This window comes from Nonomuraea terrae, from assembly GCF_044465245.1.
Taxonomy (GTDB): domain Bacteria; phylum Actinomycetota; class Actinomycetes; order Streptosporangiales; family Streptosporangiaceae; genus Nonomuraea; species Nonomuraea terrae.
The window spans coordinates 946,416-959,081 of the sequence record NZ_JBITLL010000001.1 but is presented as its reverse complement, the minus strand read 5'-3'; the positions used below and the strand labels follow the sequence as shown (position 1 = coordinate 959,081).

The following is a 12,666-nucleotide window of genomic DNA, read 5'->3' as shown; positions in this document are numbered from 1 at the left end:
CAGGATTCAGTCGTCGGTGTAGCCGTACGGCGGGGTGATCGGTCTGCCTTCGGCGAAGCGGTTCGGGGTGAAGGCGGAGACGTCCACCGTCTGCGGCTCGCCCAGGGCCATCTCGGCGAGCGCACGGCCGACCGCCGGGCAGATCTTGAAGCCCATGCCGGAGAAGCCCGCCGCGACGATCAGCCCGTCGATACCGGCGACCGGGCCCAGCAACGGCCGCGCGTCGGGCGACATGTCGTAGATGCCGGTCACGCCGCGGGCGATGCCGGCCTCGGCGAGCGCCGGGATCCGGTGCGCGGCCCGCTCGACCATCGCCATCACGCTCGGCTCGCCGGGGTTCTGAGGGAAGTCGTCGGGGTCGATCCCGTCGCGCGGGCCGACGAACTCGCCCAGCAGCAGCCCGCCGCCCTCGGGGCGGAAATAGGTGCCGGTGACCGAGTCGATGCACGCCGTACGGGCGAGCGGTCCGTCCGGACCGTCCCGCATGACGACGACCTCGTGGTACTCGGCCTCGATCGGCAGGTCCACGCCCAGCGCGGCGACCAGCGGCCTGGTCCACACCCCGGTCGCCAGGATGACGAGGTCGGCCGTCAGCTCGCCCTCGTCGGTGAGCACGCCGCGCACCCGGCCCCCGTCGTGGAGCAGGCCGCGGACGGGCGTGTTGGGCCGGTAGGCGACGCCCAGCTCCCGCGCCCGCGACAGGAAGTCGCCCGCCACGACGGCGCCGTCGCCGTAACCGGCGCGCGGCTCGTAGGCGGCGGCCACCACGTCGCCGGCATACCACCCCGGCTCCAGCTTCCGTAGGTCGTCGGCCGTGATGACCTCGGCCTCCGCGCCGCACGCCCGCTGCATCTCGACGTTCTTGCGCAGCAGGTCGGCCTCGCCGGGGCTCACGATCCGCACGAATTCGCACGCGCGGAAGACCGGGGGCCGCCCGACCCGTTCCGGCCAGTCGCGGAAGTAGGCGAGGCTGTCGACCGCCAGGCGCACTTCTGGCTCGAACGTGTAGTGCATCCGGACGAGCGCGGACGAGCGGCTGCTCATCCCCTCGCCGGCGCGGCGCGCGTCCACGACGGTGACGGAACGCGCGCCCCGTTCGGCGAGATGGAACGCGGTGGACGCTCCCATGACGCCGGCGCCGACGATGATGACCTCGGGCACTGCTGACGACCTCCAATGACCAGAAAAGGGATTACGCGAGGACCTTGGACAGGAACGCCCTGGTGCGCTCCTCCTTCGGGTCCACCAGGCATTCGGCGGGCGGACCTGACTCGATGATCACGCCGCCGTCGAGCATGGCGACGTTGTCGGCGACCTCCTTGGCGAACCCGATCTCGTGGGTGGCCACGATCATGGTCATGCCGCGCCTGGCCAGGTCCTTCATGACGTCGAGCACCTCGCCCACCAGCTCGGGGTCGAGTGCCGAGGTCGGCTCGTCGAACAACATCAGGTGCGGCTTCATCGCCAGGGCACGCGCGATGGCCACCCGCTGCTGCTGGCCTCCGGACAGCTGCCCCGGGTAGGCGTCGAGCTTGTCGCGCAGGCCGACCCGGGTCAGCAGCTGCTCGGCCTCCGCCTCGGCCTGCGCGCGGGACAGGCCGAGCACGCGCCGCGGGCCGAGCATGACGTTCTCGATGGCCGTCATGTGCGGGAACAGGTTGAAGCGCTGGAACACCATGCCGATGCGCACCCGCTGCCGGCACAGCTCGCGCTCGGTCAGCTCGTGCAGCCGGCCGTCGTGCTCGCGCAGCCCGACCCGCGCGCCGTCCACCTCCAGCACGCCGGAGTCGATCCGCTCCAGGGCGTTGACGCAGCGCAGCAGGGTCGACTTGCCGCTGCCGGACGGCCCGAGCAGGACGAGCGTCTGCCGCGGGTGGACGGCGATGTCGACGCCCTTGAGCACGTCGGTGGCGCCGAACCACTTCCACACCTGCTCGGCCCGCACCATCGGCTCGCCGTCGGGACGGGCGGGCTCCGGCATGTCCTCGGCGGACGCCGCGACCGGCCTGGCCTTCGCCCGGTTCGCCGCCCGGCGGGCCATGCGCCGCTCCGCGGCGGCGGTGTGCCGGCTGCCGAATCCGCGGCCGAAGTACCGTTCGACGTAGTGCTGGCCGACCGTCAGCAGCGAGGTCAGCAGCAGGTACCACAACGACGCCACGACCAGCAGCGGCATGATCTTGAAGTTCTGCTGGTAGATCTGCTGGACGCTGGTCATCAGGTCCAGCCCGGAGATGACCGACACCAGCGAGGTCATCTTGAGCATCGAGATGACCTCGTTGCCGAGCATCGGGATCAGCACCCGCATGGCCTGCGGCAGGATGACGAACCTCATGCGCTTGCCCGAGGGCATGCCGAGCGACTGGGCCGCCTCGCGCTGCCCCGAGTCGACCGAGATGATCGCCGCGCGTACGAGCTCGGCGCAGTAGGCCGCCTCGTTCGTGGCCAGCGCCAGCACGGCCGCGGTCGCCGCCCCGATGACCGCGCTCGTGGGCACGGACCCGAAGACGACACCGGTCAGCGGGATCCCGAGGAAGAGGTTCGGGTAGAGCGCGCCCAGGAACCCCCAGAAGATGATCTGGACCAGCAGCGGCGTGCCGCGGAAGAACCAGATGTAGCCCCAGGCGACCGCCGACAGCACCGGGTTGGCCGACAGCCGCATCAGCGCGAGCAGCACGCCACCGACGAGGCCGGCGACCATCGCGATGACGGTCAGCTCGATCGTGACGGCGAGGCCGTGCATGATCGAGGGCGCGAACAGGTACTGCCGGATCGTCGCCAGGTCGAGGTTGGGGTTGTGCCACAACGACCAGCCGAGCGCGAACAGCAGGTACGCGACGAGCGCCGCCGCGACCCAGCGGCCGTACCGGCGGACCGGCACCACGGCGAGGCGGTCCGGCCGCGCGCGGGTGCGGGGGGAGGTGGTGTCGGCGGGTGCCACGGAGCTCACAGCGCCTTTCTTCTCTCGCGGCCGTCAGCGGCCCTACTCGGTCCCCTGGTTGATCTCGGCCTTGGTCAGCGCGATGTCCTCGACGCCGTACTTGGCGAGGATCTTCAGGTATGTCCCGTCGTCCATCAGCGCCTGCAGCGCCTGCTGCAGCGCCGTCCTGAGCTCGCCGTCGGACTTCGCGACGCCGATGCCCTCGATGCCGCCGCCGAACTGCTCGGTGACCGACGGCGCGTTGACCAGCTCGAACGCGTTGCCGTTGTCGAACGTCTTGACGGCGTACGCGGCGGCTGAGGTGGCCTGCACGCGCGCGACCGCCTTGCCACTCTTGATCGCCAGGAACGCCTCGCTGTCACCGGGGAAGCGCAGCACCGTGACGCCGGGCTTGCCCTCGGACTCGAAGCGCTTGCTCAGCTTGTCGAGCGAGGCCTCCTCCGAGGTGGAGCTCTGCACCGCGACGGTCTTGCCGGACAGGTCGGCGACGTCCTTCAGGCCCTCGGGGTTGCCCTTGGCGACGAGCATCGAGTAGCCGTCCTCGGCGTAGTCGACGAAGTCCAGCGACTGCCGCCGCTTGGGGGTGTCGAAGAGCCCCGCCATGACGATGTCGGCCTTGCCCGCCTGGATCGCGGGGATCATGCCGTCGAAGGACATGTGGTCGAACGAGGCGCGTACGCCGAGCTTGGCGCCCAGCGCCTGGGAGAGGTCGTAGTCGATGCCGGTGGGCTGCTGCCCGCCGGCGGTCGTGTACATCTCCCACGGCGGATACGGGATGTTCGTCGCCACCCGGATCACGCCGGCCGACCTGATCCGCTCCGGCAGCAGGTCGTGCAGGGCGCTGTCGGCCGCCACCGAGGGCTCGGCCGCCGCGGTGCTGCTCGCCTGTCCGGCGGCGGAGGCGGTGGTGGTCGTCGGCGGTTCGGAGGTCAGGGCGCACGCGCCGAGCGAGAGGATCGCGATCACTGTTGTCAGGAACGGTGCCGCCTTCATGCAGGTGCTCCTTGCTCACTAGGCACCGGGATCAGGGAGGACGCCAGGTCCCGTACGAGGACGGAGCTGTCGTCGGCGGAGGCCACGTTCGCCAGGGCGTCCAGCAGCCGTGGGACCGACGAGGACGCCAGGTGGCCGGAGGCCAGCCAGGCGAATTTGCCGTGCATCTCCTCGCGAGTCCACCCGGGCTCCGGGTAGAGGACGTGGTCGACGCGGCCCGACGACAGGACGGTGCCGTCGGTGAGCGTGACGGTGACCACGGCGGAGTCGCTGCCCTCGGGGTCGTTGACCTCCGAGAGGTAGTAGCGGCGGGTCATCTCCTCCGACACCACGACGTCGATGCGTTCGCACAGCGCGACGATCTCGGCCGAGCCGAGGCGGGCGTCGGCCACCTGCTCGGGCCCGACGCGGCCGTCGACCAGCATCGCGGCCACCGGCCAGGCCAGGTTGAACTGCGCCTCCTCGGTCGTCGCGGGAAGGCGGGTGCCCAGGCGGGCGGCGTCGGGGTAGGTCTCGATGACGACGCGGTCGATGTCCGCGGCGGGCAGCGGGTGCCGGGTGCGCAACTCCTCGATCGCGAGCAGCGCCGGGTGCGTCCAGGCGCAGCTGGAGAACCGCTTCCAGGTGATGCCGTGCGGCAGGTAGTAGTCGCGTCCGAGGTCCTCGACGAACGGGCGGAACTGCTTGGAGTCGACGCCGGGCATGATCCCGGTGAACCCGCGCCGCGCCAGGTCGGCCGAGAGCAGGCCGGTCAGCGCGCCGAACCCGACGCCGTGCTTGACCATGCCGGGTGTGTCGATGGCGCGCATCATCGGCAGGTCGGGCGAGTCGTACTCCGCGATGCCGAGCGCGTGGCGGGTGGTCGCCTCGTCGAGCCCGTGGACGTGGCAGGCCATCGCGGCGCAGGCCACGGCGCCCCATGACCCGCAGGCCCGGTAGGTGCGCTCCGCGGAGTGGATCGTGCTCTGCTCGTGGTTGACGCAGCGGCCGGCGCGGAAGGCGACCTCGTACCCGACCACGATCGCGGTGATCAGCTCGCGGCCGGTGAGGCGCCGTTCCTCGGCGAGAGCGAGCGCGGTGGGGATGACCTGGGCGCCGGGGTGGCCCCAGGTGTAGATGCCGCAGTCGTCGATGTCCACGGCGTTCGCCGCGACCGCGTTGGCGAACGCGGCGCCCGGGGCGGCGAGCCGGTCGCCGGTGACGATCGACGTCGCCGGGCCGGACGGCCACCAGGCGTGCGCGAGGTCGGCGGCGGCGCGGGCGGATCGGGCCGTCCGGCCGGCGAGCATGGCGGCGAGCGTGTCGGTCAGGCACATGACGGCCCGCTCGATCACCTCGGCGGGCAACTGGTCCCACGTGAGGCGGGTGATGAACTCCGCCGCCGGGGAGCCGCCGCTCAGCCAGGCCGTCCCGGCATCACTGTCCGTGCGCACGGGCGCCCTCTCCCCGGCGAGAACGGCGAAACAGGTTCGTCATTTATTTCACCGATGTTTCTAGAGGTATATCTTTGATGCGGAGAACAATCCCATTCGCCAAGATGTCCTGTCAAGGAATGATTTACCTTGCATTTACCGAGAGTCGGAGACGTGAACATACCTGCAGAAGCAAGTAAGGGCCGACCGGCTCAGGACGCCCGCCGCGAAGAGGCCGCACTGGCGCTGTTCTGGACCGTCGTCCACGCCCCCGACGGCGCCACCTCGTTCTGCCGCAGGTGCGCGGCGCAGCGTACGTTCCACCGGATCTCGCGGCGGCGGGCGTACGCGTGCGACAGCTGCGGCGCGCACGTCTACCCGGCCTCGGCCACGCCCTTCGCGGGCTCGCCGGTGCCGCTCGCGGCCTGGCTGGACGCCGTCGTGACCGTCATGGAATCACCCGGCAAGGCCCGGCCGAAGCAGGTGGCCAGGGCGCTCGGCGTCGACTACCGGCGCGCCTGGCGGATGACGCGGCGCATCGACGAGATCGTCCAGGCCGGGGGCGACGACGCGGAGCTGCTGCGCCGGCTCGCCGGCCGCTGGACGGACCAGGGCCACAGCCGCGCCGAGCGCACCCCCGACCCGGGCAGCCCTGAGGACCGCATCCGCATCGCGGCCTGCCGCATCATGGCCGAGCGCGGCATCGAGGCGACGCGCATCTCCGACATCGCCCGCGAGGCGGGCGTCTCGAACGCGAGCATCCACTATTACTTCAGGAGCAAGGACGAGGCGCTGCTGGCCGCGTTCCGCTGGGCGGGCGACCAGCTGCACGCGACCCTGCAGCACCTGCGCGACGAACGCCTGGGCACCGTCGAACGGGTCCGCCGCCTGCTGGAGCTCAGCATCCCGAGCGACCAGGGCACCTTCGAGGAATACCTGTTGTGGCTGGAGGTGTGGGGGCGGGTCAGGCGCCATCCCGCCTTCCTCGACGAATGCGTCCGCATGTCGAGACGCTGGGCGGACGCGGTGCTGGAGGTGTTCGGCCGCGGCGTCGAGGACGGGACGCTCACGCCGGTCGCCCCGCTGCCCGAGGTGTGCGAGCGATACGTCGCCATCTCCGAGAGCCTGGCCCTGCGCACCACCCTCGGCTACAGCGACATGTCGGCGCCGACGGCCCGCCGCGTGCTCGCCCGCTTCACCGCCGAGCAGCTCGGCGTGCCGGTCGGCCGGCTTTTCCCCGACCGTACTTGGCTCAACGGTCATTCGCCGGACGGCGAATGACACGGCGATTGACAGCGATTCTCGGACGTGGCGACAATCCCTGATCGCCGCCAGCGGAAGGAAACCCCATGCCCGTTCCCGCCGACACCGTCGTCCTCGACGCCTCCGTGCTCACCATGGATCCCGCACGCCCGCACGCGGCGGCGCTGGCCATGAACGACGGCGTGATCAGCCACGTCGGCGGCCGGGTCGAGATCGTCCAGCGCATCGGCCCGGACACCGAGGTCATCGAGGCGGGCGGGCGGATCGCCGCTCCCGGATTCGTCGACATCCACACGCACACCGATCTCGACCTTTTCCGGGATCCGGAATACCTGCTTTTCAAGAACTATTTGATGCAGGGGATCACGACCGTTCTCGCGGGCAATTGCGGAATGGCGCAGACGGAGCCCGGAGATCTCCTTTCCCGGCTGGAACAGCGGCCTCCCGCGGTGAATTTCGGCATCCTCGTGGGCCACGGGTTCGTCCGCACGTCCTGCGGAATTCCGGCCGATCAGGAAATCCTCTCCGGCGAGCAGGTCGAGGCCATGAAGGGCGTGATCGGCAAGGCGATGGCCGACGGCGCGTTCGGCATGTCGACGGGGCTCGAATACGTTCCGGGGCTCTCGTCCCGTACCGAGGAGCTGATCGCGTGCGCCACGGTCGTGGCGGAGCACGGCGGCTTCTACGCCAGCCACATGCGCAGCGAGGGTGACCACCTGCTCGCCGCGGTCGAGGAGGCGATCAGGATCGGCCGCGACTCGGGCGCGCGGATCCAGCTCTCCCACCTCAAGTCGGACGGCGCCTGCAACTGGTGGAAGACCGAGGCGGTGATCAGCGCGATCGAGGCGGCGCGGGCCGACGGCATCGACGTGGCCGGCGACCAGTACCCGTACCCCTACTTCGGGTGGAACCCGTCCATCTTCATCCCCGGCGAGCACCTCGCGGCGGGCAAGGCGACCTTGATCGGCACGTACCTGCGCGACCCCGACCGCCGCGGGCGGATGAAGGCGGGGATCGTCGACCGAATCACCCGCTACCACGGCGGCGACGGCGACCTGGTCGTGGTGTTCGACTGGACCGACGGCCAGGGGCGCAACTGGCGCGGTATGTCGCTGGCGGAGATCCTCACCGAGCGCGGCGCCGCCCCGACCCCCGAGGCGGTGGCGGAACTGATCCTGGAGATGCTGCCCGACGAACGCGACGACGCCGTCATGGGCACGGATGTGAGCAGCAGCGACGACGCCGTCCGCCGCTACCTGTCCCTGCCGTACGTCGCGGTCTGCACCGACGGGTTCAACCAGCCGTGGCTGGCCCCGTGCCACCCGCGCAGCTACGGCGCCTTCCCGAAGGTCCTCGGCGAGTACGTACGGGAGAAGCGCGCCCTGCCCCTGGAGGACGCCCTGCGCAAGATGACCTCCGTGCCCGCCGCCCTGATCGGCCTGCCCGACCGCGGGATCCTGCGGCCGGGCATGCGCGCCGACGTCGTCGTGTTCGACGAGGCGACCGTCGGCGAGCACGCGACGTTCGACGCGCCCGCCGCGCCCGGCGGCATCGAGGTCGTGCTCGTCAACGGGGTGGTCGCCGTCGACCGCCGCACGGCGGACGGCGACGGCTTCCGGCTCGCCGCCGGGACGGACGGCCCCGGCATGGTGCTGCGGCGACCCTGACGGGCGGCTACTCCACCTCCGTCACCGCCTCGGCGAACTGGGCGGAGTACAGCCGGGCGTAGGCGCCGTCCGCCGCCAGCAGCGACTCGTGCGTGCCCTGCTCGACGATGCGGCCGTTCTCCATGACCAGGATCATGCTGGCGTCGCGGATGGTGGACAGCCGGTGGGCGATCACGAAGCTCGTGCGCCCCTCGCGCAGCGAGCTCATCGCCCGCTGGATGAGCACCTCCGTCCGGGTGTCGACCGAGCTGGTCGCCTCGTCCAGGATCAGGATCGCCGGCTCGGACAGGAACGCCCGGGCGATCGTGATGAGCTGCTTCTCGCCCGAGCTGACCGTCGCGCCCTCCTCGTCGATCACGGTGTCGTAGCCGTCGGGCAGCGTGTGGGCGACGCGGTCCACGTGGGCCGCCGCCGCGGCGGCCTCGACGCGCTCGCGGGTGGCGCCCTCGGCGCCGTAGGCGATGTTCTCCGCGATCGTGCCGCCGAACAGCCAGGTGTCCTGCAGCACCATGCCGATGTTGGCGCGCAGCTCCTCTCGCGACATCTCGGCGATGTCGACGCCGTCGAGCGTGATGCGCCCGCCGGTCACCTCGTAGAAGCGCATGATCAGGTTGACCAGCGTCGTCTTGCCGGCCCCGGTGGGGCCGACGATGGCGACGGTCTGGCCGGGCTCCACGGTGAGCGACAGGTCCTCGATCAGCGGCCGGTCCTCCGTGTAGCGGAACGAGACGTTCTCGAACGCCACCCGGCCCCTGACCCGCTCGGGCCGCGCCGGCTCGGCGGGCTCGGGAGACTGCTCCGGGGCGTCCAGCAGCTCGAAGACCCGCTCGGCCGAGGCGACGCCCGACTGCACCAGGCTCGCCATGCCGGCCACCTGGGTCAGCGGCTGGCTGAACTGCCGGGAGTACTGGATGAACGCCTGCACGTCGCCCAGCGAGATCGAGCCCGAGGCGACCTTGAGCCCGCCCACCACGGCGACCAGCACGTAGTTGAGGTTGCCGATGAACATCATCGCCGGCTGGATGGTGCCGGAGATGAACATGGCGCGGAAGCTCGAGTCGAACAGCGCCCGGTTGTGCTCGGCGAAGGTGTCGGCCGCCTCCTGCTGCCGGCCGAACACCTTGACCAGCGTGTGGCCGCCGTACATCTCCTCGATGTGGCCGTTGAGCTTGCCCGTCGACGCCCACTGCTTGATGAACTGCGGCTGCGACCGCTTGCCGATGGCGGCGGTCACGACGATCGACACCGGCACGGTGACCAGCGCGATGAGCGCCAGCACCGGCGAGATCCAGAACATCATCACCAGCACCGCCACGACCGTCAGCACCGACGTGATGAGCTGACTCAGCGTCTGCTGCAACGTCTGGGCGATGTTGTCGGTGTCGTTGGTGGCGCGGCTGAGGATCTCGCCGCGCGGCTGGCCGTCGAAGTAGCTCAGCGGCAGCCGCGCCAGCTTGGCCTCGATCCGCTCGCGCAGCCGGGACGCCGCCCGCTGCACGACGACCGTGGTCAGCCGGAACTGCGCGATGCCGAGCGCCGCCGCCACCAGGTAGATCGCCAGCACCCAGGCCAGCACCTGGGCCAGCTCCGTGAAGTCGATGCCCTGGCCGGGCACGACGTCCATCGCGGCGACCATGTCGGCGAACGTGGCGTCGCCGCCGGCGCGCAGCCCCGCCACGGCCTGCTCCTTGGTGACCCCGGCGGGCAGCTGGGCGCCGATGATGCCGGAGAAGATCACGTCGGTGGCGTAGCCCAGGATCTTGGGCCCGATGACGGTCAGCGCGACGCTGGCCGTGCCGAGCACCAGCACGACGATCAGCAGCGCGCGCTCGGGGCGCAGCAGGTGGAGCAGCTTGCGCAGCGTGCCGCCGAAGTCGTGGGGCTTCTCCACGGGCGCGCCCATCATCCTGCCCGGGCCCGGCCCGGCCGGGGGACGGCGCTCGGTAGCCTGCGCGCTCATGCCGCGGCCTCCTGTTCGGTGAGCTGGGACAGCACGATCTCCCGATAGGTCGGGCACGTGGTCATGAGCTCGGCGTGGGTGCCGCTGCCGACCACGCGGCCCTCGTCGAGCACGAGGATGCGGTCGGCGTCGCGGATGGTGTTGACCCGCTGGGCCACGATGACGATCGTGGCGTCGGCGATGTCCTCGGCCAGCGCGGCGCGCAGCCGGGCGTCGGTGGCGTAGTCGAGGGCGGAGAAGGAGTCGTCGAACAGGTAGATCTCGGGCCGGTGCACCAGCGCCCTGGCGATGGCCAGACGCTGACGCTGACCGCCGGAGACGTTCGTGCCGCCCTGGGAGATCGGCTCCTCCAGGCCGCCGGGCATCGCCTCGACGAACTCGCGCGCCTGGGCGATCTCCAGGGCCCGCCAGAGCTCGTCGTCGGTCGCGTCCGGCCGGCCGTAGCGCAGGTTGGAGGCGACGGTGCCGGAGAAGAGGTAGGGCTGCTGCGGCACCAGGCCGACCGCGCGGGAGAGCACCCCCGGGTCGAGCTCGCGTACGTCGACGCCGTCGACCAGCACCTCGCCGGCGGTCGCGTCGAACAGCCGCGGGATGAGGTTGAGCAGCGTCGTCTTGCCGCTGCCCGTGCTGCCGATGATCGCGGTCGTCCGGCCGGGCCGCGCGGTGAAGGTCACGTCGCTCAGCACCGGCTCCTCGGCGCCCGGATAGCGGAAGCCCACCGAACGCAGCTCCAGCTCGCCGATGCGGCGTTCCGGGGTGACGGGCTTCACGGGCAGGATCACGGTCGGCTCGGTGTCGAGCACCTCCCGGATGCGCTCGGCGCAGACCTCGGCGCGCGGGATCATCATGAACATGAACATCGCCATCATCACCGACATGAGGATCTGCATCAGGTAGGAGATGACGGCGGTCAGCGCGCCCACCTCCATGGCCCCGTCGGCGATGCGGTGGCCGCCGAACCACACGACGGCGACGCTGGAGACGTTCACCACGAGCATGACCGTGGGGAACATCAGCGCCATCAGCCGCCCGACCTTCAGCGACACGTCGGTCAGCTGCTCGTTGGCCACGGCGAACCGCTCGCGCTCGTGCCGGTCGCGGACGAACGCCCTGATGACGCGGATGCCGGTGATCTGCTCGCGCAGCACCTGGTTGATCCGGTCGATGCGCTCCTGCATCGTGCGGAAGTGGGGGCGCATCCGCATCACGATCGCGCCCACGATGACGATCATCACGGGCAGCACGACGAGCAGCAGCGACGACAGCGCCGCGTCCTGGCGCAGCGCGAGCACGATGCCGCCGACGCACATGATCGGCGCCGCCACCATCAGCGTGAACGTCATCAGCACGAGCAGCTGGATCTGCTGCACGTCGTTGGTGGTGCGAGTGATCAGCGACGGCGCCCCGAACTTGTTGACCTCCTGGGCGGAGAAGTCCTGCACCCGGTGGAAGATCGCGGCCCGCAGGTCGCTGCCGAGCGCCATCGAGGTGCGGGCGCCGTAGTAGACGGCCACGACCGAGCAGATGATCTGGACGAGCGTCACACCGAGCATCACCAGCCCGACGCGGACGATGTAACCGGTGTCGCCGGTGACGACGCCGTGGTCGATGATGTCGGCGTTGAGCGTGGGGAGATAGAGCGTGGCCAGCGTCTGCACGAACTGGAAGAGGACGACGAGCGTGATCTCTTTCCCGTACGGTCTCAGCTGGCCCCGCAGGAGGCGGAGCAGCATCAGGGGGAGCTTTCTGTGAAGGGGGCGGGGGCGGGCCGCACGAGCAGCCCGTCGAGCAGGACGGAGACGATCTCCTCGTCGTCCATGTCGCCGAAGTCGCCGCCTTCGCCGAACCCGCGGTGCACGCTCACGGCGACGAGCATGAGCAGCAGCTGCGCCACGGCCTCAGGAGAGCGGCGCATGCGGTCGCGGTCGGGGGCGACCACGGCGGCGACCGCGACGGCGATGCGGCGACGGGAGTCCATCAACCACTCGAGGAACCCTGGGTCGGTGGCGATCGGATCTTTGGGCAGGCCCATGAGGGTGGCGTTGTCGGTCATCCGGGCTCGCAGCACCGCGGCGGCCTCGCGCAGCCGTACGCGAACGTCGAGCTCGGCGGGGATGGCGGCCAGGGCCTCTTCGGCGGGCCCCGGGTCGAAGGCGTGCATCAGCGTGGCCCGCAGCAGCGAGGCCTTGTCGGGGAAGACGCCGAAGATCGTGCCCTCGGCGACGCCGGCGGCCTCGGCGATCTGACGGGTGCTCACGGCGGTGCCGTGCTCGCGCAGGAGGGGAAGCGTGGCGCTGATGAGCGCGGCCCGCCGGTCTTCCGGCGCCATGGCCGGCACTCTACGCCTTTTACCCATGTCGGGCAGCCTACTGAGCGAGCACTCACTCGTTCAAATGGTTTTTCCACGACCGTGAGGGATAGGCGGCTGTCACC

The 12,666-nt window shown here is 70.7% G+C and carries 9 protein-coding genes and 1 pseudogene; 2 read left to right on the top strand and 8 right to left on the bottom strand.

Features of this window, described 5'->3' with window-relative positions:
* Positions 1–6 precede the first annotated feature (6 nt).
* The 5 genes and pseudogenes from ACIBP6_RS04560 to ACIBP6_RS04540 all read right to left on the bottom strand — a co-directional run bounded on the left by ACIBP6_RS04560 (position 7) and on the right by ACIBP6_RS04540 (position 5,364).
* Positions 7–1,161, bottom strand: coding sequence for an NAD(P)/FAD-dependent oxidoreductase (locus tag ACIBP6_RS04560; protein ID WP_397048703.1), 1,155 nt, complete (start codon positions 1,159–1,161; stop codon positions 7–9).
* A gap of 31 nt (positions 1,162–1,192) precedes the next feature.
* Positions 1,193–1,981, bottom strand: coding sequence for an amino acid ABC transporter ATP-binding protein (locus ACIBP6_RS04555; protein ID WP_397049306.1), 789 nt, complete (start codon positions 1,979–1,981; stop codon positions 1,193–1,195).
* A gap of 171 nt (positions 1,982–2,152) precedes the next feature.
* Positions 2,153–2,698: pseudogene (locus ACIBP6_RS04550) on the bottom strand (amino acid ABC transporter permease); the annotation flags it as partial.
* 282 nt (positions 2,699–2,980) lie between these two features.
* Positions 2,981–3,931 carry an ABC transporter substrate-binding protein gene (locus ACIBP6_RS04545; RefSeq protein ID WP_397048701.1) on the bottom strand — a complete coding sequence of 317 codons (951 nt, stop codon included), beginning with the start codon at positions 3,929–3,931 and terminating at the stop codon, positions 2,981–2,983.
* Positions 3,928–5,364 carry an MmgE/PrpD family protein gene (locus ACIBP6_RS04540; protein ID WP_397048699.1) on the bottom strand — a complete coding sequence of 479 codons (1,437 nt, stop codon included), beginning with the start codon at positions 5,362–5,364 and terminating at the stop codon, positions 3,928–3,930. Before ACIBP6_RS04540 ends, ACIBP6_RS04545 begins: the two co-directional genes overlap by 4 nt.
* Positions 5,365–5,517: 153 nt before the next feature.
* On the opposite strand from ACIBP6_RS04540, the gene ACIBP6_RS04535 reads away from it, so the two are divergent.
* On the top strand, positions 5,518–6,624 hold the full coding sequence (locus tag ACIBP6_RS04535; protein WP_397048697.1) for a TetR family transcriptional regulator: 1,107 nt from the start codon (positions 5,518–5,520) through the stop codon (positions 6,622–6,624).
* A gap of 68 nt (positions 6,625–6,692) precedes the next feature.
* On the top strand, positions 6,693–8,273 hold the full coding sequence (locus tag ACIBP6_RS04530; protein ID WP_397048695.1) for an amidohydrolase family protein: 1,581 nt from the start codon (positions 6,693–6,695) through the stop codon (positions 8,271–8,273).
* Between the two features lie 7 nt (positions 8,274–8,280).
* On the opposite strand, the gene ACIBP6_RS04525 is transcribed toward ACIBP6_RS04530, so the two are convergent.
* The 3 genes from ACIBP6_RS04525 to ACIBP6_RS04515 are packed head-to-tail and all read right to left on the bottom strand — an operon-like array spanning position 8,281 to position 12,562.
* The gene (locus ACIBP6_RS04525; RefSeq protein WP_397048693.1) at positions 8,281–10,233 is read right to left on the bottom strand and encodes an ABC transporter ATP-binding protein; all 1,953 of its coding nucleotides are present in this window, start codon (positions 10,231–10,233) and stop codon (positions 8,281–8,283) included.
* Positions 10,230–11,966 carry an ABC transporter ATP-binding protein gene (locus ACIBP6_RS04520; RefSeq protein WP_397048691.1) on the bottom strand — a complete coding sequence of 579 codons (1,737 nt, stop codon included), beginning with the start codon at positions 11,964–11,966 and terminating at the stop codon, positions 10,230–10,232. Before ACIBP6_RS04520 ends, ACIBP6_RS04525 begins: the two co-directional genes overlap by 4 nt.
* On the bottom strand, positions 11,966–12,562 hold the full coding sequence (locus ACIBP6_RS04515; protein ID WP_397048689.1) for a TetR/AcrR family transcriptional regulator: 597 nt from the start codon (positions 12,560–12,562) through the stop codon (positions 11,966–11,968). Before ACIBP6_RS04515 ends, ACIBP6_RS04520 begins: the two co-directional genes overlap by 1 nt.
* Positions 12,563–12,666 lie beyond the last annotated feature (104 nt).